The organism is Nitrosomonas nitrosa, from assembly GCF_003051105.1.
GTDB classification, from domain to species: Bacteria; Pseudomonadota; Gammaproteobacteria; order Burkholderiales; family Nitrosomonadaceae; genus Nitrosomonas; species Nitrosomonas nitrosa.
In genome coordinates, this window is record NZ_QAOO01000002.1 from 108842 (window position 1) to 130107 (window position 21266).

Here is a 21266-nt window from a genome sequence, read left to right on the forward strand (position 1 = left end):
TCAGTACTCGGGATACATTTTTCCGGGATTCAGTATGCCGGCTGGATCAAATTTTTGCTTCAAACGTTTATGGAGCCCCATCATAGCGGGTGGGAGCGGGTGGAATGCCTGGATAGAGGTTTTATTGCCTTTAAAAAAGGTAGCGTGACCTTTTGCGGCTTCTGCCTGGGAACGTATTGTCGTTTCGTCTACGCTCTCATCGGTTGCCAGCCAGCGTAATGCGCCTCCCCATTCAATAAGTTGTTGTCCTGGTAGGGGTAAGGGGGGCGTAGAAGATTTGATCGATAGGCGCCACAATCGAGTTCCAGAGCGAAAAAAAGCGTGAGTATGCTCTCGAATGGATTGCCAGAAGGTTTTTCCCTGATCGATTTCTTCTCCGCCAAGCTGAGTACGGGTGGCGTGCACAGCAGACTCAGCGCCCGAGAGCCTTACGAAAAGATGGTTTTCGTAAAAGCAGGTGGCTGATATCGGTAAGGGCTTGCTTGCCCATTGATGCATTTTCCCAATCGCTTCCACTTCTTTCATGGACATGCACAGCGTTATCTCCATCGTGGGTAGCGGTAATACCTTGAGTGAAACCTCCAATAAAACACCCAAAGTTCCCATGGCGCCCGTCATGAGGCGTGAGACATCATAACCGGCAACATTTTTCATTACTTGACCCCCAAAATGCAGGTCATTGCCACGACCATCCAGAATTCGAACGCCCAATACGAAATCCCTCGCTGCGCCAGCGTAGGCTCTGCGCGGCCCGGATAAGCCGGTTGCAATACATCCGCCTAATGTTGCATTTTCACCAAAATGGGGGGGTTCAAAAGCCAGCATCTGCTGATGCGTCTGCAAAGCTGTTTCGAGATCGGTCAAACGTGTTCCTGCTTTTGCTGTGATTACAAGTTCACTGGGCTCATAATTGACGATACCCGAATAATTTGAAACATCAAGTATGTCAGGGGCTCGCTCTGCTATTTGGTTTCCATAAAAAAGCTTACTGTTACTTCCCTGAATAGAGAGCGGCCGTTTGCTTTCTGCTGCGGTGTTAATTTTATGGATAAGGTCTTCGGCCGTATTTAGCATGAGATAGATAAAACGGTGTGATATGCGAGAACTGTTAGGGACATAATCAGGGACATAGCCTCCATCAAAATCGAGGTATAGTCGCAAATTTGGTTTCGCCGCGATGTACGTGCATACCGCCAAGTTCTGCGCAGCGATGAAGTGTTGGTATGGCTTTGCCTGGATTAAGCAAACCATCGGGATCAAATGCAGCTTTGATCGCGTGAAACAAATCGCGTTCCGCGGGCTTAAATTGAAGGCACATTTGATCGAGTTTTTCGATCCCCACCCCATGCTCACCAGTGATAGTTCCGCCTGCCTCGATACACATTTCCAGTATTCTGGCGCCGAAAGCTTCGGTTTTTTCCAGCTCTCCAGGTTGGTTGGCATCATAGAGGATCAGGGGATGTAAATTGCCGTCACCGGCATGGAACACATTCATACAGCGTAAACCGTATTCGACAGAAAGGGTTTCGATACCCCGAAGTACTCGAGCGAGGTGTTTGCGTGGGATAGTGCCATCCATACAATAATAATCGGGAGACACTCTCCCCGCAGCTGGAAAGGCTGCTTTACGTCCTGCCCAGAAACGGAGTCGATCTGCTTCATTCTGCGAGATGCTGATTTTGACGGCGCCACTTTCTCGCATAATCGTGCTGATCTTTTGAATTTCTTCGGCCACTTCTTCGGTCATGCCGTCGGCCTCGCATAATAGAATTGCCGCAGCATCCAAATCATAACCGGCATGTATAAAGTCTTCTACTGCATGAATCGTTATTTTATCCATCATTTCCATGCCAGCGGGTATGATGCCTGCGCTGATGACGTTAGCGACGGCGTCCGCCGCTTTTTGAACATCATCGAATGCGGCCATCACTAATTGTGCCTTGTCGGGTTTGGGTATTAACTTGACAGTGACTTCGGTGACGATGCCCAGCATTCCTTCACTGCCAGTCATTAACGCTAACAAATCATACCCGGGGCTATCGAGCGCGTCACTGCCCATTTCGATCACTTGTCCATCTATCATCAATACTCTTAGTTTGAGGATATTGTGTACGGTCAACCCATATTTCAGGCAATGTACGCCACCGGAATTCTCGGCAACGTTTCCACCAATCGTGCAGGCTATTTGTGAAGAAGGATCTGGCGCATAATACAGGCCGTACGACGCAACAGCCTCGCTAATCGCTAAATTTCTAACGCCAGGCTGAACGCGTGCCGTCCGCGTGACGGGATCAATTTCCAAAACGTTTTTTAATCGTGCCAGTGATAGCAAAACACCTTGGTGATGAGGCAGGGCGCCTCCTGATAAGCCGGTACCAGCACCACGCGCAACCACTGGTGTTTTCGTGCTATGGCAGAGTTGTAAAATCTTGATGATTTCTTCCTCCGTTTGCGGGAGTACCACGATCATCGCTGTCCGCCGGTATGCAGACAGGCCATCACATTCATAGGGTTTCACATCTTCTGCTTCATATAACACTGCATCGGGTGGGAGAAAGGCGCGCAGTTCGTGGATTAATTCTGTCAGCATGGATCGCTATCAACCATCTGATGATTAGCTAATTTTTCTAGAATGCGAACAATGGCGGAGTTGTCCCATTTGGCGCCACCCTGAGCAATGCATGCATTGTAAAGCGATTGGGTGGTGGCTGTGTTGGGCAGGCTGACACCGAGATCGGATGCACAAGAGAGTGCGATTGCAAGATCTTTTTGTTGCAGTTCTATGCGAAACCCAGGATCAAAGGAGTGTTTGATCATTCGGTTTCCATGTACTTCGAGCACACGCGAAGAGGCAAAGCCGCCCATCAGGGCCTGTTGTATTTTAATGGGGTTGGCCCCGGCCTTGGATGCAAAAACCAGCGCTTCTCCCACAGCTTCGATCGTGAGTGCCACTACGATTTGATTGGCGATTTTGCAAATCTGGCCTGCGCCATTATCACCGACTAACGTGATTGTTTGTCCCATTAAAGCGAGGATCGGTTCGATTTGTTCAAATACGTTTTCACTTGCACCGACCATGATGGTCAGTGTCGCGTTTTGTGCACCCACATCACCTCCTGACACGGGCGCATCTGCATAATCACAGCCCAGTTGATTGATTCTGGCAGCGATTTTTTTGGTTTCAATAGGTGAGATGGAGCTCATATCTATGATAATTTTTTTTGCAGTAAGCTTGCCTAAGCCTTCAGCGACACCATTATGAGCGAACAAAACCTTTTCTACATCGGATGTATCAGGGAGCATTAAAATAATTATATCCGCATGTTGAGCGACTTCCTTAGGTGAGGCACAGGCTCTTCCACCTTGTTCGATTAAACTTTCGGGTACGCCGCTGCGGGAGTGCAGAAATAATTGATGCCCGCCTCGAATGAGGTGACTAGCCATGGGTTTTCCCATAATGCCTAAGCCGATGAAACCAATATTTGCCACTCGGTGATCCTCTCTGGGTTGTATCACAAAAAATTAAGCTGGTCGAAATCTTTCTTTTCCTATGTTTAATAATGATGATAACGAAAAAAGTATTTTTTATTGCCATTAATTTTACATGACGGGTGCAGTTCGCTCCCAGCGGCGCATAGAAAACTCATGGCTTATCACGTATAATCATTTGAAATGATATTTTGACGTTGGTGGCTATTAGCCCCCTGTCTTTTTTGTGTCTGGTCAGATCCTCAAGGAGCTTTTGTGTCACAACATCCACGTGCCATCCTCGCATTGGAAGATGGTACTGTTTTTCACGGCGTATCTGTCGGTATTGAGGGCATCGCTACAGGCGAAGTTGCATTTAATACCGCAATGACAGGTTATCAAGAAATACTTACTGATCCTTCCTATTGCCGGCAAATCGTAACGCTTACTTATCCTCATATCGGTAATACCGGTGCGAATACTGAAGATATCGAATCGTCTGATAGCGATCGCGTCTACGCCGCTGGCCTAGTCGTGCGTGATTTGCCTATTCTTGCGAGTAGCTGGCGGAAAACGGCCTCTCTTTCAGGTTTTCTAAATGAACAGAAGGTGGTAGCGATTGCCGAGATTGATACCCGTAAACTTACGCGAATCCTAAGAGAGCGGGGCGCGCAAGCTGGCTGCATTATGGCAGGAGAGATCGATGAGACCACTGCATTGCAACAGGCACGCGCTTTTCCAGGCTTGGCGGGCATGGATCTTGCCAAGGTTGTCAGTTGCGGTAAAGCCTATGAGTGGCACGAAGGTGAATGGAAACTGGGCGAGGGTTGCCAGAAGCAGCAGACGAGTCAATTTCATGTGGCAGCGCTCGATTTCGGAATAAAGCGTACGATTCTGCGGAAACTTGTGCAACGCCATTGTAAGGTGACGGTGTATCCTGCGCAAACTCCCGTTGGTGAGCTATTGGCATCGCAACCTGATGGTATATTTCTGTCCAATGGACCAGGAGATCCGGAGCCCTGTGAATATGCGGTTGATGCTACCCGTCGATTTTTAGAGATAAAAATTCCGCTATTTGGCATTTGTCTCGGTCATCAGATTCTCGCGCTCGCCAGCGGCGCCAAGACGATCAAAATGAAATTTGGTCACCATGGTGCTAATCACCCCGTTCAAGACTTGGATAATGGTCGCGTGATGATCACAAGCCAGAATCATGGGTTCGCTGTCGATATCGATACATTGCCGACTCAAGCTCGTATTACGCATATATCTTTATTTGATCAAAGCTTGCAGGGGTTTGAGCTTACGGATAGCCCCGCATTCAGTTTTCAGGGACACCCCGAAGCCAGCCCCGGTCCACACGATGTGGATTATCTTTTCGATCGTTTTGTCACGCGCATGAAGCAGCACAAACAAAGCCAATGTGGATCGCGGTAATTTGTAATTAATGCTCAGTCTATATACAGATTGTCTGGTTAAAGGAAAATGCCTAAACGTACTGACATAAAATCTATTCTAATTATCGGAGCAGGACCCATCGTCATTGGTCAGGCCTGCGAATTTGATTATTCCGGCGTGCAGGCATGTAAAGCTTTGCGTGAGGAAGGTTATCGTATCATTTTGATCAATTCTAACCCCGCAACCATCATGACCGACCCTGAGATGGCGGATGCGACTTATATCGAGCCCATAACGTGGACGATGGTTGAAAAGATTATTGCAATCGAGCGTCCTGATGCCCTTTTGCCAACAATGGGCGGGCAAACAGCGTTGAATTGTGCACTTGATTTAGTTAAGCACGGCGTGCTCGATAAATATGGGGTGGAACTCATCGGCGCTTCTCGAGAGGCTATCGATAAGGCAGAAGATCGGGAGAAATTTAAGCAGGCGATGTCTCGAATCGGGTTGAGCTCAGCACGCTCAGCAGTTGCGCATAGTCTCGAAGAAGCATTGCAGGTGCAGGCCATGATTGGTTATCCGGTGATTATTCGTCCATCGTTTACCTTGGGGGGGAGCGGCGGAGGCATTGCTTATAATCGGGAAGAATTTGTCGAAATTTGTGAGCGTGGCTTAGATATCTCTCCAACTAAAGAGCTTCTTATCGAGGAATCTGTTATTGGTTGGAAAGAATTCGAAATGGAAGTGGTGCGTGACAAACTCGACAACTGCATCATCATATGCTCCATTGAGAATTTCGATCCGATGGGTATACATACAGGTGATTCGATCACGGTTGCTCCCGCACAAACTTTGACAGATAAAGAGTATCAACTTATGCGCAACGCATCTATTGCCGTGTTGCGTGAGATCGGTGTCGAGACAGGGGGCTCCAATGTACAGTTTGCTATCAATCCGAATGATGGGCGCATGTTAGTGATCGAAATGAATCCCCGTGTGTCGCGCTCTTCAGCGCTGGCGTCCAAAGCAACGGGTTTCCCCATTGCAAAGATAGCAGCCAAGCTGGCGGTGGGTTATACGCTTAACGAGTTGGGTAACGATATTACGGGCGGGGTGATTCCCGCTTCTTTTGAACCGACTATCGACTATGTGGTGACCAAGGTTCCACGTTTTGCTTTTGAAAAATTTCCACAGGCCAATGATCGTTTAACCACCCAAATGAAATCAGTGGGCGAGGTCATGGCGATTGGCCGCACTTTCCAGGAATCCTTGCAGAAAGCATTGCGGGGATTAGAAACTGGGGTAGATGGCTTGGATGAAAAAACCACGGATGTCGAATTGATCGAAACCGAACTGGGCCATCCTGGTTCTGAACGTATTTGGTATATTGCCGATGCATTCCGTTGCAATATTTCTTTCGAAGAAATACATAAACTGACCCATATCGATCCTTGGTTTTTATCACAAATCGAAGATCTGGTGAGGCGGGAACAGGCGCTAGCAGGAAAAACTCTGGATTCACTCGATTTGCCTACTTTTCGTACATTGAAGCGGCGTGGGTTCTCTGACCGGAGATTAGCCAAATTACTCAAAACGAGTGAAGAAATGGTGCGTGCGCGCCGACACGAGGAGAATTTACGCCCAGTCTACAAGCATGTCGATACCTGCGCGGCAGAATTCGCTACCTCTACAGCCTACCTTTATTCTACATATGAGGAAGAGTGCGAGGCGTATCCCAGCAATAGGAAGAAAATTGTCGTGCTAGGTGGCGGACCTAATCGAATTGGTCAGGGAATTGAATTTGATTATTGTTGCGTTCATGCTTCACTCGCCTTGCGTGAGGATGGATATGAAACTATCATGATCAATTGCAATCCGGAAACAGTATCGACTGATTTCGATATTTCCGATCGGCTGTATTTTGAGCCACTGACGCTGGAAGATGTGCTCGAAATCGTTTTGATAGAAAAGCCCCAAGGCGTGATTGTACAATATGGCGGCCAAACGCCACTCAAGCTGGCGAGAGAACTCGAAGCAAACGGGGTTTCTATCATAGGGACCAGCCCGGACAGGATAGATTGTGCTGAAGATCGTGAGCGTTTTCAGGAAATGCTCCATCAGCTAGGGTTAAAGCAGCCTCCTAATCGTACCGTGCGAAGTGCCGAGGCGGCACTATCAGCCGCAAGTGATATCGGTTACCCGTTAGTTGTTCGCCCTAGCTATGTGTTAGGAGGGCGCGCCATGGAAATTGTCCATGAGCAACGGGATCTCGAACGTTATATGCGTGAAGCAGTCAAGGTATCCAATGACTCCCCCGTTTTGCTTGATCATTTTCTCAATAATGCCACCGAAGTCGACGTGGATGCCATATTCGACGGAGAAACCATTTTCATTGGTGGGATAATGGAGCACATTGAGCAAGCTGGCGTTCATTCTGGCGACTCTGCATGTTCATTGCCTCCTTTCAATCTCTCTGCAGTCATGCAAGATGAATTGCGTCGACAAACCGAGTTGATGGCGCGCTCGCTTGATGTAAGAGGATTGATGAATGTGCAATTTGCTATACAGGATAATGTTGTTTATGTACTAGAGGTAAATCCTAGGGCGTCACGGACGGTGCCGTTCGTTTCCAAGTCGATAGGTATTCCACTTGCAAAAATTGCGGCACGTTGCATGGTTGGTAAGAAGCTGGTGGATCAGGGTGTGATAAATGAGATTCAACCCGCATATTATTCGGTGAAAGAAGCCGTTTTCCCATTTGCCAAGTTATCAGGAGTTGATACGATATTAGGGCCGGAAATGAAGTCCACTGGCGAAGTAATGGGTGTAGGGGCGACTTTTGCTGAAGCATTTGTTAAATCCCAGCTTGCTACCGGTGTAAAACTTCCTGTTTCAGGTAAAATTTTTATCAGCGTTCGAGAAAGCGATAAGCCTGAAGCCGTCAATATTGCCAAAAAATTTGCAATGCTAGGTTTCACAATTTATGCTACTCAAGGCACTGCAGCAGCGATAGCTGAGGCAGGTTTGGTAGTCAATAAAATAAATAAAGTCGCTGAAGGTCGCCCCCATATCGTGGATATGATCAAAAATGGAGAAATTTGTTTGATCATTAATACAGTGGCAGATAAGCGTAGCGCTATCCAAGATTCGTATTCGATCCGGCATGCGGCGCTACAAGCGCGAGTAACCTATTACACAACGATGGCGGGCGCTCGGGCTGCCTATATGGGAATTGCTAATATGCGTGAGCTACAAGCCTATAATTTTCAAAAGCTTCATACATAAGGATGCATCTAAAATTCAAAACTTTAAACAAAACGAGGTGCGAGCGAAAAATGTTAGCAATGGTAGTGCAGCGTATATCATAGGTTTGGAAGCATTTTTGTGAGTAACTAAGCATTGTGATGAAATTTAGATTTCTAGAAATGTCCTTAATAAAACTTAATAAAGGATGACCAAACTTCGAATGAGTAATAGAAAACAAATGCTGAAAGGTAGAAAAGTATTATGAGCCCAGTTCCATTGACCGTGACTGGCGCAGAAAAGCTGCGTGCAGAATTACATGAAATGAAGACCGTACAACGACCCGCTGTTATTGCTGCGATTGCAGAAGCGCGAGCCCATGGCGATCTTTCTGAGAATGCTGAATATGAAGCAGCAAAAGAAAAGCAGGGGTTCATTGAAGGACGCATCGCTGAGCTGGAGAATAAGCTCTCAAATGCTCAGATAATCAACCCTGCATTGTTGAATGCGGATGGTGCTTGTGTATTTGGCGCGACGATTGATCTCAAGGATCTGGATAGCGACACGATTGTAACTTATCAGATTGTTGGCGATGATGAAGCCGATATTAAGGAAGGGAAAATTTCTATCAGCTCTCCTATTGCGCGCGCTTTGATCGGTAAGTATGCTGGCGATATCGCAGTAGTGGAGGCACCAGCCGGCATCAGAGAATATGAAATTTTGGATGTAAAATATATCTAAATTTCAATTGCGAAAAATTTTTTATAGAGCGGCAAGTCTTTGTGTTTCATGCGGCTCTATTTCATAAAAATGAGATTAAATTACTACGGCAAGGCTTGCGTGCTAGACAATTCGATTTGTTAGTATCGGAGAGCTCGCTATTTTCTGGTAATACCCCTATGAGTGGACTCGGTAGTTTCCTCCTTAGCATCCGCTTCAGGGCGATAAATGATCAAAATCTTACCAATGTGATTGATAGGAAAGGCATTCAATCGCTGACAAATTTCTTCGAGTAATGAAGCTCTTGCTTTCCTGTCTCCACTCAGTACTTTGATTTTGATAAGCTCATGACTCGAGAGTCCTCGATCGAGTTCATTTATTACGCCGATAGATAGGCCCTCTTTACCGATGATTACGACTGGATTGATGTGATGCGCACGCGCAAGAAGCGATCGGCGCTGGGAAGTATTCAGTTTCAACATACACTTAACGTTCCTAAAAGTTTTATTTTACTACTTATTTAATGAAGCCTGCTAAAACTAGCAAAGCGTGGATGGCCGAACATGTTAATGATGTTTTTGTTAAACGCGCAAAAAAAGAGGGCTATCGATCGCGTGCAGCTTATAAACTGATGGAGATCGCAGAGCAAGATCGGCTCTTTAAGCCGGATATGAACGTTGTCGATCTTGGCGCCGCTCCAGGTGGTTGGTCTCAAGTCGCTGTTGAGAAAGTCGGAAAACGTGGAAAAGTGTTTGCATTGGATCAATTGGACATGCTTCCCTTGCCTGGTGTTACATTTATTCAGGGTGATTTTAGTGAAGAAGCTACACTGAGGAAGCTTAGCGATAACCTAGGCGACTGTCTGATAGATTTGGTTATTTCTGATATGTCACCGAACATTGCGGGTATCAGCGTTAGCGATCAAGCAAAAAGCGCATATCTTGCTGAACTTGCACTATTGTTTTCTAAGGAGAAATTGAAACCTGGTGGGAGCTTTCTTGTCAAATTTTTCCAAGGAAGTTATTTTGATCATTATCTGAAGGCTATGCGATCAAGTTTTAAGACGGTGGTTATTCGCAAACCTAAAGCATCACGCGATCGAAGTAGCGAACTATATATATTGGGGTTAGGAAAAATCTGCTAGACTGAATAGACGTTGTGTAAAAATGCGGCGATTGTTGAGTTTTGTATCCAGATACTTTCGTATAACCGGTTTTGTCACAAAATATTACTAAATAGGATTAGAATGAAAAGATCGACCTTCTGGTATTTTAGATACAATAAGGTGCAAACCAAGGAGCTATCATGAATAATTTAATTAAAAATATGGCGATTTGGCTGGTAATTGCGTTGGTGCTCATGACAGTATTCAACCAATTCACAGTACGTCAATCAGTACAAGCGCCAATGGAATACTCTCAGTTCATCAATGAGATGAATCAAGGCAGGATCGCAAAAGTGATTATTGATGGACGCACGCTTAAAGGCACTAAATCGGATGGTCGTCAATTTATTACTTATGCGCCATCCGACCCTTGGCTGGTCAGCGATCTGTTAAGAGCGGGTGTCATTGTCGAAGCCAAACCAGAAGAAGAGCCTTCAATGTTGATGAGCATATTCGTTTCCTGGTTTCCAATGTTGCTGCTGATCGCAGTCTGGATTTTCTTTATGCGCCAAATGCAAGGTGGCGGAAGAAGTGGAGGCGCGTTCTCATTTGGCAAAAGTAAAGCCAGAATGCTGGATAAAAATAGTAACAATATAACTTTTGCCGATGTTGCAGGATGTGAAGAGGCGAAAGAAGAGGTAGCTGAATTAGTTGAATTCTTGAGGGATCCGACTAAGTTCCAAAAATTGGGCGGGCGTATTCCGAGAGGCGTATTAATGGTCGGGAACCCTGGAACAGGGAAAACATTGCTAGCTCGTGCGATTGCGGGTGAGGCAAAAGTACCTTTCTTCAGTATTTCTGGCTCGGATTTCGTTGAGATGTTCGTGGGTGTCGGTGCATCTAGGGTGAGAGACATGTTCGAACAAGCCAAAAAACATGCGCCATGCATTATTTTTATTGACGAAATTGATGCAGTCGGTCGTCAACGTGGGGCAGGTTTGGGTGGCGGCAATGACGAGCGTGAACAAACATTAAATCAGTTATTGGTAGAAATGGATGGTTTTGAAGGCAATATGGGCGTGATCGTGATTGCTGCAACCAATCGCCCAGATGTATTGGATCCTGCCTTGCTTCGTCCAGGTCGCTTTGATAGACAGGTCACCGTGCCGCTTCCCGATATTCGGGGCCGTGAGCAAATTCTTCAGGTTCATATGCGGAAAGTGCCGATTTCTCCAGATGTGCATGCGGATATTATTGCGAGAGGCACACCTGGTATGTCCGGCGCAGATCTTGCCAACTTGGTTAATGAGGCAGCGTTATTTGCAGCCCGTTCAAACAAACGATTAGTCGATATGGAAGATTTTGAACGTGCAAAAGACAAGATACTCATGGGCACCGAGCGCCGTTCGGTAGTTATGCCGGAAAACGAAAGACGAAATACGGCATACCATGAATCGGGGCATGCAGTCGTGGCTTATCTTTTACCTAAAACTGATCCGGTACATAAAGTTTCGATTATTCCGCGTGGCAGAGCATTAGGTGTGACCATGCAATTGCCTGCAGAAGACAGATACAGCATGGATCGAGAGCAGATTTTGCAAACGATTGCGGTCATGTTTGGCGGACGCATTGCGGAAGAGTTATTTATGAATCAGATGACCACGGGTGCTTCCAATGACTTTGAACGAGCTACTGAAACGGCTAGAAGAATGGTTACACAGTGGGGGATGTCGGATACACTTGGGCCAATGGTCTATGGTGAGAATGAAAGTGAAGTGTTCCTGGGTCGCTCGGTAACCACCCATAAAAACGTGAGTGAAGCCACCATGCAGAAAGTGGATATGGAAATTCGCCGTATCATTGACGAACAGTATACGCTTGCTCGGAGGCTGCTCGAAGAGAACAGGGACAAGGTCGAAGCCATGACAAAAGCTTTGCTCGAATGGGAAACCATTGATAGCGAACAAATTAAAGATATCATGGAAGGAAGGCCACCACGTCCTCCGCAAGCACCGAAATCTTCTACTTCACCCAAAGAAAAAGAGGGTAAACAATCTTCAGATACGATTGCAACTGAACCCCCTGCACAAGAAGCTGAAGTATAACAAACCTATTTATCACTAAATCAATGGTCTGCGTATGTAGAATATACGCAGACTTTTTTTTTAGAATCGTGTGCGTTATTCTTATTTAACCGAATTATCTTTTTTCATCCACTGCCCCAATCACTTCAAATGAAACTGATCGATGGCCCCAATATTATGGGGATCATTAATGTAACGCCTGATTCTTTCTCAGACCATGGTTTGTATGCTACGACGGAAAAGGCAATTGAGCATGCGGATCGCCTAATTGAAGAAGGTGCTGATATTTTGGATATTGGCGGAGAATCAACTCGCCCTGGCAGTATGGCTGTAGATCTTGAAGAAGAACTACGCAGAGTTATTCCAGTTGTTGAGGCCTTATCTAAAAGAAATATCCCACTTTCTGTCGATACTTCGAAACCTGAAGTCATGCGAGCAGCGATTAGGGCTGGTGCTAGTATCATAAATGATGTGAACGCATTGCAAAAACCGGGTGCATTAGAAGTGATCGCAGAAAGCAATGTTCAGGTTTGTTTGATGCATATGCAGGGAGAGCCAAGAAGTATGCAGAATAATCCCCAATATGCAGATATCGTTAATGAAGTGAGAAGCTTTCTGCAGCATCGTATGGATATTGCCTGTCGAGCTGGCATAGGGCTTGATCGGATAATCATCGATCCTGGGTTTGGCTTTGGAAAAACGTTTCAACATAATATAGAACTGTTTCAACATCTCGATCAATTTACAAAGCTGAATGTGCCCGTTCTGGTCGGCTTATCGAGGAAATCTATGTTGGGAACGATAACGGGTAATGACGTGGATAACCGAGTGCATGCCAGTGTTGCAGCCGCCTTGCTTGCGATTGATAAAGGTGCCAAAATTCTGCGTGTGCATGATGTCAAGGCAACCAAGGATGCTGTTCTGGTTTATAACACACTGAATGGAAACCCTATTCCAAGAAATTAATTTCGTGTACTGAGGATCATTTTTGTAAAATGAGTAAAAAATATTTTGGAACGGATGGCATTCGTGGGCGTGTTGGTAAATATCCAATTACGCCTGAATTTATAATGCACCTCGGTTACTCAGCAGGGAAGGTATTAGCTGCTTCCGACTGGCATCTTGCAGTAAATGATCGGCCCACAGTGTTGATCGGCAAGGATACGCGGGTATCAGGCTATATGTTGGAATCAGCGCTGGAGGCAGGCTTCTCGGCAGCCGGTGTTGACGTATTATTGTCAGGCCCATTACCTACTTCTGCAATAGCTCATCTTACCAGAGCGCTTCGGTTACAAGCAGGAATCGTTATTTCAGCTTCTCATAACCCATTCGAAGATAATGGTGTCAAATTCTTCTCTCCTCAGGGAACTAAATTACCTGATGATATAGAAATTCAAATTGAAGCGGGATTAAATGATCAAATTCAAACTATGCCATCCGCAAAGCTTGGGAAAGTGCAGCGTCTCAATGATAAAACAGGCCGCTATATTGAATTCTGCAAGAGCACCTTTCCTTATTATTTAGATCTTCGTGGATTGCGTATCGTAGTGGATTGTGCACATGGCGCGGCCTATCATATCGCGGGTGAGGTCATGCGTGAATTAGGTGCTGATGTGATTACAATTTGTGCCGAACCAGATGGTTTTAATATCAATTATGAGTGTGGCGCGACCCATATGGTAACGATCCAGAATGCAGTCAAGCAGCATGAGGCTGATCTGGGTATCGCATTGGATGGCGATGCTGACCGGGTGCTGATGGTCGATAAAGAAGGGGTTATCTACGATGGTGACGTTTTGCTTTATATCATTGCAAAACATCGGCAGCAGAATAAATTTTTGAAAGGGGGCGTGGTTGGTACGCTCATGACAAACCTGGCTGTGGAGAAAGCGTTTAAAGAGCTCGGTATCCCTTTTTTGAGAGCCAAGGTTGGTGATCGCTACGTACTCGAACTGCTACTAGAAAATAATTGGCAATTGGGTGGGGAAAGCTCGGGGCACATCGTATGTCTCGATAAGCATACTACAGGAGATGGCATTATTTCCGCATTACAAGTCCTATATGCGTTACGCGATAGGTGCATGTCATTGGCAGAATATACACAAGAAGTTGTTCTTTATCCTCAGCGATTAATCAATGTCATCACACATAACAATTTTGATTTTCATAACAACCCTAGCGTCAAGAACTCGGTAGCGCAAGCGGAGCGTGATCTTGGAAATGAAGGGCGGATACTGCTGCGTGCATCTGGTACGGAACCTTTGATCAGAGTAATGGTAGAGGGTAAGGTAAAACAGAAAGTGGATTACTGGGCAGAGCAGATTGCAGATGCTGTGAGGCAAGGTGCTGATGCTCACTAAATCAATTTCAATCCCCTTTCTGTTTAATTGTCATATTTCTGTAATATTTATGAACTAGTATTCATTGCCGGTTTAATCTAGCTAAACAAGATTATCAATAATTTATACGGATAGCCACCTAGGGAGGTATTTTCTTTGAAATCATCTTTACTCAGCATTTTTTCTTTTGCGATCGCTTTGGCAATGGCTATGGGCAACAATGCAGTCAATGCGCGACCTATAGTGACGATTGATGGCTCAAGTACGGTATACCCAGTTACTGAAGCGGTTGCAGAAGATTTTCAGATTGCCCAAAAAGGCAAAATCAGAGTAACTGTCGGCATATCAGGTACAGGTGGTGGTTTTAAGAAATTTTGCCGGGCGGAAATTGATATTGTCAATGCATCCAGACCTATCCTGCACTCTGAAATGGAAGCTTGTAGAGCTGCGGGTGTTCAATATATTGAAATGCCGATCGCGTTCGATGCGCTGACTATCGCAGTCAATCCCCATAATACCTGGAGCAGGACAATGACGGTGGAAGAGCTGAAGAAAATATGGGAGCCTTCAGCACAAGGTAAAATAACAAAATGGAATCAAGTTAATCCTGCTTGGCCGGACGAGCGCATCAAATTGTTTGGTGCAGGTGCGGATTCGGGTACATTTGATTATTTTACTGAAGCGATTGTTGGAAAAGCCAAATCGAGCCGTGGTGATTTTACCGCTTCCGAAGATGATAATGTACTCGTCCAGGGTATCGCCAGTGATCGTCATAGCCTCGGTTTTTTTGGTTTTGCTTACTATATCGAGAATCGAAATAAAGTGAGTGTTGTCGCAGTCGATAGCGGAAAAGGCGGCGTTATTCCCTCACCAGAGACGGTAGAAAATGGCAGCTACCAACCATTATCCCGGCCCATTTTTATCTACGTAAATGCAAAAGCGGTGGATAAGCCCGAAGTGAATGAATTTGTAAATTTTTATATGAAGAATGCGCCTACTTTAGTTAAAGAAGTAAAATATTTTCCGCTGCCTTCTGAGGCCTATCAACTCAATCTTGATCATTTGAGAGAAAGGAAAGTCGGAACGGTATTTGAGGGGGAAAGTAAAATAAACCTTAACATTGAAGAGCTGCTGAAATTGGAACGGCGACTATAAAGAATAACAGCCTAACAGCCTAACAGCCTAACCGCTTGATCGAAGTTTCCCAGACATTTTGAAATAAGCGTTGCAGTAGGCCAAAACCAAGTATAAAAGTAACACCCCATAATGGGGTGTTACTTTTATTTTTATGAGTGTTAGCTAATAATGATTCATAAGATTTCTTAGGGGCTTAGAACTGGTGAAGAGTGGGATTAGATTTTAACTTGCAAACGCTAAGAAGTATGAAAACTCAGCTGCACTATGGATTTTTTACCAATTTTTCTTAATATCAGGGATCGAGACTGCCTGGTTGTTGGTGGAGGTGACATTGCCGCCAGAAAAACAGCGCTATTATTGAAAGCAGGTGCCCGAGTCAGGATTGTTTCGCCTACCTTGAGTGATGGTCTGAATACCCATCTTCAGCAAGGCCGTATCTCTTATGATGCAGAGCCTTTTGATCCTACCAGGCATCTGAACGGCGTTGCGCTGGTTATTGCTGCCACAGACGATTGTTCTGTGAATCAACTCGTTTCAGAAACCGCAAAGCGGCTGGGTATTCCTGTCAATGTGGTTGATAACCCCGCGTTGTGCTCATTTATCATGCCGGCCATTTTAGATCGCTCCCCTATGCTGGTCGCTATTTCTAGTGGAGGTGCATCGCCTGTGCTCACGAGGTTGCTACGCGCACGGCTTGAAACACTGATACCAGAAGCATATGGCCGGCTAGCCAAATATGCAGCTAAATTCCGTGAGCAGGTCAAGCGCCGTATTAGTTCATCGGCGAAACGGCGGCTATTTTGGGAGAACATTTTACAGGGCCCCTTTGCGGAACTGATCTTTTCAGGAAAAGATCGAGACGCGCAAGCTTATCTAGAGCATGTGCTTGAGAATGAAGTGGATGCCCTGCCTCAAGGAGAGGTCTACCTTGTAGGGGCAGGCCCAGGTAACCCTGATTTACTCACTTTTCGCGCCATGCGTTTAATGCAGCAGGCCGATGTAGTCGTATACGATCGTTTAGTCTCGCCAGCGATTCTCGATATGGTCAGGCGTGATGCAACCCGTATTTATGCGGGCAAAGAGCGTGACAAGCATGTACTGCCACAAGAGTCCATCAACCAGCTCTTGGTGAGGCTTGCTAAAGAAGGCAAGCGAGTATTACGGCTGAAGGGAGGGGATCCATTTATATTTGGGCGGGGTGGTGAAGAGATCGAAACACTCTCTGATCATCGTATTCCTTTTCAGGTGGTCCCGGGTATTACTGCTGCATCGGGTGTGGCTTCTTATGCGGGTATTCCGCTCACCCATCGTGATTATGCGCAGTCTTGTATTTTTGTCACAGGACATCTAAAAAATAACCGCATCGATCTGGACTGGCCGGCTATTGCAAGACCCCAACAAACTATCGTGATTTATATGGGGCTGCTTGGATTACCTCTACTCTGCAAGAAACTCATTGAACATGATTTGCCAGCATCACTGCCAGCAGCCATCGTGCAGCAGGGTACCACGTACAATCAGCGTGTCGTGGTGGGTACACTTGAAACGTTACCCCACCTCGCTCTAGAGGCCGACTTGGTTCCTCCAACACTTATTATTGTGGGGGAGGTCGTGAAATTGCACCAAAAACTCACCTGGTTCGAGCCAGCAAGCAATATAGACGAAATTGAGTAGGTCAAACACAACTACACATTTTCTCTCGTCGCTGAGAAATGCCATGGGATATCGTTTGCTGCAGCTAATTCCTTACCCCATGTTTCTATAGCATCCAATACCCGCCAAGCAGCGGCATTGTCAGCATATACCTTGCGTAAGTTCGCTATTTTTTCGACAAATTCAGTGAGCGTGATGCTACTGCCACTATTTTTCTCCATGAGATGCTGGCGGCAGATTGCTTTCCATTGCGATAGCTCGTCTGCAGATAGGGTATCTGGCCAATGACGTGCCCGGTATCGGAATAACAATTCATGGAGGCGTTGGTCTTGGAAATCAAAGCAATTTTGTGCAAGCTGGGAAGGGGATGCATCGCGTACTGATGCCATTAGAAGCCGATCTCTCTCATCGAAGAAATCATCGTAAAGTGCTAAATCGACATCTCTTGATAGTTCGAACGTCGTGCTTGAATAAGCCTGTGCCACGCGCTGCATGAACGCTGTATTTCTATGTATTTGCTGCCAATGTCGCGTGCAGGCTGCCAAATCGAGCGCTATTCTAGATTGTGACGCTCGATCGAGAACATTCTGAGGTGCCAACGCTGGACATTTGTTTATTTTGACAGATTTAACAGGCAAGCGAGGAATGTTGTCTGGTAATGCTGATCGCGGAGTGAACAAGCAGGCGGCAAGTTCATCGACATTCATTTCTATAAAAGGGCTGGGATCGTGCCGCAAATCGTAAACCAGGATACTATTGGGGTTCCCTCGCTCTGCGAGCATTGGCATGATCAGCGTGGTGCAACCTGTTTCGGCGGGATACATGCGCGAAGTATGGATCACGGGAGTATGATCGACTAAATCGAGCAATGAGGCTGCTTTGTGCTTACTGCGCAGTTGATACAGCCAAGCGTATAGGCGTGGTTGCCTTTCACGCAGTAAGCGAGCAAGCTGGATGGTTGCTCTCACATCCGATAGAGCGTCGTGAGCGGCATCGTGATGAATAGCATTGGCGGTTGTTAAATCTTCGAGACGGAAACTTGGCTTGCCATCGCCATTCAAGGGCCAAATGATGCCATCGGGTCTCAGCGCATAAGTCATGCGCACCAGATCGATAAGATCCCAGCGCGAATTTCCCTGTTGCCACTCCCGCGCATAGGGATCGTAGAAGTTGCGATAGAGCGTGAAACGGGTAACTTCATCGTCGAAGCGCAACGTATTGTAACCCACACCACAGGTTCCAGGCTGAGCCAATTCATTGTGGATATGAGCGATAAATTGCGGTTCGGGGAGTCCACGTGAGTCTGCCAATTGTGGTGTGATTCCCGTTAGCAGGCAAGCCTCGGGCTGAGGCAACCTATCCTTGCTAGGCTTGCAATATATTACCAGCGGGTTGCCGATTTCATTGAGCGACTCATCGGTTCTTAATCCTGCAAATTGAGCTGGCCGATCACATCTCGGGTCAGAACCGAATGTTTCGTAGTCATGCCAATACAGCGTCATCATCGCGGATATCTCTGTGGATTAAGCCATCGAGGTGGCAGGTCAATAGGGTTTATAGGCCAAGACGCTGCCAAATTTTTGTCGTTAATACAGCGGAATTCAGTGTATAAAAATGAAGGCCTGGGGCGCCTGCTTTAAGCAAACGCTCACATAGCTCTGTGACGACGTCTAAGCCGAATGCATGGATGGAAGCGATATCATCGCCGTAGCTTTCCAACTTTTTTCTGATCCAGCGAGGGACTTCAGCACCACAGGTATCTGCAAACCTCACTAATTGAGAAAATTTGTTGATTGGCATAATGCCGGGGACAATAGGGACATTCAGATTGGCCGCCTCGCACATGTCCACAAAGTGGAAATAGGCATCAGCATTATAGAAAAACTGCGTGATAGCGGAATCTGCACCCGCTTCTATTTTATTTTTGAAATTTTTGAAATCTTCTTGAGCAGAGCGGGCTTGCGGGTGATATTCCGGGTAGGCGGCGACTTCCATGTGGAACGTATCGCCAAATTCCTTGCGGACAAAGGTCACGAGCTCATTGGCGTAACGGAATTCTCCAGGTTGCGCCATACCAGAAGGTAAATCCCCGCGCAACGCAACAATATGGCGAATACCGCTTTCCTGGTATTTTTTTAGAATCGAAAAAATGTTTTCACGCGTCGAGCCGATACAGGAAAGATGGGGGGCGACGGGATGTCCTTCTGCGAGTATTTCGGACACGGTTTCAAAGGTACGGTCACGTGTAGACCCCCCCGCTCCAAACGTGACCGAGAAGAATTTCGGATTGAACTGAGCTAACTGCTTGCGCGTAGCCCGTAATTTCTCTATTCCTTCCGGGGTTTGGGGTGGAAAGAGCTCAAAACTAAACGTAGGTGAAAATGCTTTTTGTGATCTCAACTTGATGTATGTATCTTCACGACAATGTTAAATAAGGGGTGGTAGCAGGACGCTATGGATAAAGAGTGTCTCTAAAAACCGATATTTCTTCACAATACCTCGTTCTCGCAGAAAAATTCGCTTACCCACCGCAATCATAAAGCTGAAAAGCAAGGGCAGTATAAAAGTTTACCTGCTCAAAAAGAATCTCTGCCCTTTACATCAGATTAATAGCGGTAAGCCTCTGGCTTATAAGGCCCATTTTTATCTAGGTTGAGGTACCGCGCTTGTTCGTCGGTCAATTCAGTCAACTTGGCGCCCAGTTTTCCAAGGTGAAGACGCGCCACTTTCTCATCCAGATGTTTAGGCAGTACGTAAACTTGTTTTTGATAGCTATCCCCATTTTGCCAGAGTTCGATTTGGGCCAATACCTGGTTGGTAAATGAGCTAGACATAACGAAAGAAGGGTGGCCTGTCGCGCATCCCAAATTGACCAGCCGCCCTTGTGCCAACACGATGATTCTGCGGCCTGTCGGGAAAATGACATGGTCTACTTGAGGCTTGATATTCTCCCATGGATATTGCTGAATTGAAGCGATATCGATTTCTGAATCGAAATGGCCGATATTGCATACAATCGCCTGGTTTTTCATCTTGAGCATATGATCATGGTGAATGACACGCAGATTGCCAGTCGCAGTAATAAAAATATCGGCTTTGTCGCACACATCATCCATGGTGACCACGCGATAACCCTCCATCGCCGCTTGTAGCGCACAAATGGGGTCGATCTCTGTGATCCAGACGGTGGCTCCCAAACCCCGTAATGATTGTGCGCACCCTTTACCTACATCTCCATATCCGCATACGACAGCAATTTTACCGGCAATCATGACATCGGTTGCTCGCTTAATTCCATCCACCAAAGATTCACGGCATCCATACAAATTATCGAATTTAGATTTTGTCACGGAATCGTTGACATTGAAGGCAGGGAATGGAAGGGTGCCTTTTTTCTGCATTTCGTATAAACGATGAACGCCAGTAGTGGTTTCCTCGGTGACACCACGGATACGGGCAAGTTTTTCCGAGTACCAGTTCGGTTGGCGACTGATGCGTGATTGGATAGCAGCAAAGAGTGCGCGCTCTTCCTCATTAGTAGGGTTTGCGATTGCCGTAGGATCTTTTTCAGCTTTGCTGCCGAGGATCAATAATAAAGTCGCATCGCCACCATCGTCCAGAATCATATTGGCGTGACGCTTATCCCCCGGCCATTCGAAAATAAGGTGAGCGTATTCCCAATACTCTTCCAAAGATTCGCCTTTGTAAGCAAATACCGGAATGTTTTTTGCAGCGATTGCAGCAGCGGCATGGTCCTGGGTCGAGAAAATATTGCAGGAAGCCCACCGGACTTGAGCGCCTAAAGCAACCAGTGTTTCGATCAATACCGCAGTTTGAATCGTCATATGCAAAGAGCCAGCGATACGCGCGCCTGCTAACGGTTGCCGGCCAGCATACTCTTCACGCAAAGCCATAAGCCCAGGCATCTCTGTTTCCGCGATGGCGATTTCTTTTCTTCCCCACTCAGCGAGGGAAATGTCGGCAACTTTATAATCAGTCAATTGGCCGTTCATAGTTGATTTCTCCTGAAAATGAACGAGCGCCGTTGTTACACTTTCCGCATAAACCGAGCCTCACGAACTGTGATTCGTTGCAGCGCTCCTCAGTTTATGGGAATAA

16 protein-coding genes and 1 riboswitch are annotated in these 21266 nt (G+C 46.3%); of the genes, 9 read left to right on the forward strand and 7 right to left on the reverse strand.

Features of this window, described 5'->3' with window-relative positions:
* From glcE to C8R30_RS01490, 3 genes are all read right to left on the reverse strand, one after another.
* Window positions 1–1074 carry a glycolate oxidase subunit GlcE gene (gene glcE / locus C8R30_RS01480; RefSeq protein WP_107783162.1) on the reverse strand — a complete coding sequence of 358 codons (1074 nt, stop codon included), beginning with the start codon at window positions 1072–1074 and terminating at the stop codon, window positions 1–3.
* A gap of 64 nt (window positions 1075–1138) precedes the next feature.
* The gene (locus C8R30_RS01485) at window positions 1139–2590 is read right to left on the reverse strand and encodes an FAD-linked oxidase C-terminal domain-containing protein (protein WP_107789368.1); all 1452 of its coding nucleotides are present in this window, start codon (window positions 2588–2590) and stop codon (window positions 1139–1141) included.
* Window positions 2584–3489: a 2-hydroxy-3-oxopropionate reductase gene (locus tag C8R30_RS01490; RefSeq protein WP_107789369.1), complete on the reverse strand. Its 906-nt coding sequence runs from the start codon at window positions 3487–3489 to the stop codon at window positions 2584–2586. The genes C8R30_RS01485 and C8R30_RS01490 overlap by 7 nt, the downstream gene beginning before the upstream one ends.
* A gap of 255 nt (window positions 3490–3744) precedes the next feature.
* On the opposite strand from C8R30_RS01490, the gene carA reads away from it, so the two are divergent.
* The 3 genes from carA to greA all read left to right on the forward strand — a co-directional run bounded on the left by carA (window position 3745) and on the right by greA (window position 8850).
* Window positions 3745–4905: a glutamine-hydrolyzing carbamoyl-phosphate synthase small subunit gene (gene carA, locus C8R30_RS01495; protein ID WP_107789370.1), complete on the forward strand. Its 1161-nt coding sequence runs from the start codon at window positions 3745–3747 to the stop codon at window positions 4903–4905.
* A gap of 48 nt (window positions 4906–4953) precedes the next feature.
* The gene (gene carB, locus C8R30_RS01500; protein ID WP_107789371.1) at window positions 4954–8151 is read left to right on the forward strand and encodes a carbamoyl-phosphate synthase large subunit; all 3198 of its coding nucleotides are present in this window, start codon (window positions 4954–4956) and stop codon (window positions 8149–8151) included.
* Between the two features lie 222 nt (window positions 8152–8373).
* Window positions 8374–8850: a transcription elongation factor GreA gene (greA, locus tag C8R30_RS01505; protein ID WP_090665732.1), complete on the forward strand. Its 477-nt coding sequence runs from the start codon at window positions 8374–8376 to the stop codon at window positions 8848–8850.
* A gap of 137 nt (window positions 8851–8987) precedes the next feature.
* On the opposite strand, the gene C8R30_RS01510 is transcribed toward greA, so the two are convergent.
* The gene (locus tag C8R30_RS01510; RefSeq protein ID WP_090665730.1) at window positions 8988–9311 is read right to left on the reverse strand and encodes a YhbY family RNA-binding protein; all 324 of its coding nucleotides are present in this window, start codon (window positions 9309–9311) and stop codon (window positions 8988–8990) included.
* Window positions 9312–9352: 41 nt separating this feature from the next.
* Between C8R30_RS01510 and C8R30_RS01515 the strand changes: the two genes are divergently transcribed.
* The 6 genes from C8R30_RS01515 to cysG all read left to right on the forward strand — a co-directional run bounded on the left by C8R30_RS01515 (window position 9353) and on the right by cysG (window position 17168).
* On the forward strand, window positions 9353–9973 hold the full coding sequence (locus tag C8R30_RS01515) for an RlmE family RNA methyltransferase (protein WP_107789372.1): 621 nt from the start codon (window positions 9353–9355) through the stop codon (window positions 9971–9973).
* 161 nt (window positions 9974–10134) lie between these two features.
* Window positions 10135–12039, forward strand: coding sequence for an ATP-dependent zinc metalloprotease FtsH (gene ftsH, locus C8R30_RS01520; RefSeq protein ID WP_090665727.1), 1905 nt, complete (start codon window positions 10135–10137; stop codon window positions 12037–12039).
* A gap of 129 nt (window positions 12040–12168) precedes the next feature.
* Window positions 12169–12984: a dihydropteroate synthase gene (gene folP, locus C8R30_RS01525; RefSeq protein WP_090665725.1), complete on the forward strand. Its 816-nt coding sequence runs from the start codon at window positions 12169–12171 to the stop codon at window positions 12982–12984.
* 29 nt (window positions 12985–13013) lie between these two features.
* Window positions 13014–14378 (forward strand): phosphoglucosamine mutase, encoded by a 1365-nt coding sequence (glmM, locus tag C8R30_RS01530; RefSeq protein WP_090665723.1) that lies wholly within the window; start codon window positions 13014–13016, stop codon window positions 14376–14378.
* 183 nt (window positions 14379–14561) lie between these two features.
* Window positions 14562–15512 (forward strand): PstS family phosphate ABC transporter substrate-binding protein, encoded by a 951-nt coding sequence (locus C8R30_RS01535; protein ID WP_090665822.1) that lies wholly within the window; start codon window positions 14562–14564, stop codon window positions 15510–15512.
* A 246-nt stretch (window positions 15513–15758) separates the two neighbouring features.
* Window positions 15759–17168: a siroheme synthase CysG gene (gene cysG / locus C8R30_RS01540; RefSeq protein ID WP_090665721.1), complete on the forward strand. Its 1410-nt coding sequence runs from the start codon at window positions 15759–15761 to the stop codon at window positions 17166–17168.
* A gap of 11 nt (window positions 17169–17179) precedes the next feature.
* Here cysG and sbcB read toward each other — a convergent pair whose 3' ends face one another.
* The 3 genes from sbcB to ahcY all read right to left on the reverse strand — a co-directional run bounded on the left by sbcB (window position 17180) and on the right by ahcY (window position 21160).
* Window positions 17180–18652: an exodeoxyribonuclease I gene (gene sbcB, locus C8R30_RS01545; RefSeq protein WP_090665718.1), complete on the reverse strand. Its 1473-nt coding sequence runs from the start codon at window positions 18650–18652 to the stop codon at window positions 17180–17182.
* Between the two features lie 49 nt (window positions 18653–18701).
* Entirely contained in the window at window positions 18702–19547 is an 846-nt protein-coding gene (metF, locus tag C8R30_RS01550) for a methylenetetrahydrofolate reductase [NAD(P)H] (RefSeq protein ID WP_107783169.1), read from the reverse strand.
* A gap of 206 nt (window positions 19548–19753) precedes the next feature.
* On the reverse strand, window positions 19754–21160 hold the full coding sequence (gene ahcY / locus C8R30_RS01555) for an adenosylhomocysteinase (protein WP_107783170.1): 1407 nt from the start codon (window positions 21158–21160) through the stop codon (window positions 19754–19756).
* Between the two features lie 17 nt (window positions 21161–21177).
* Window positions 21178–21257, reverse strand: a riboswitch (S-adenosyl-L-homocysteine riboswitch).
* Between the last annotated feature and the right edge of the window lie 9 nt (window positions 21258–21266).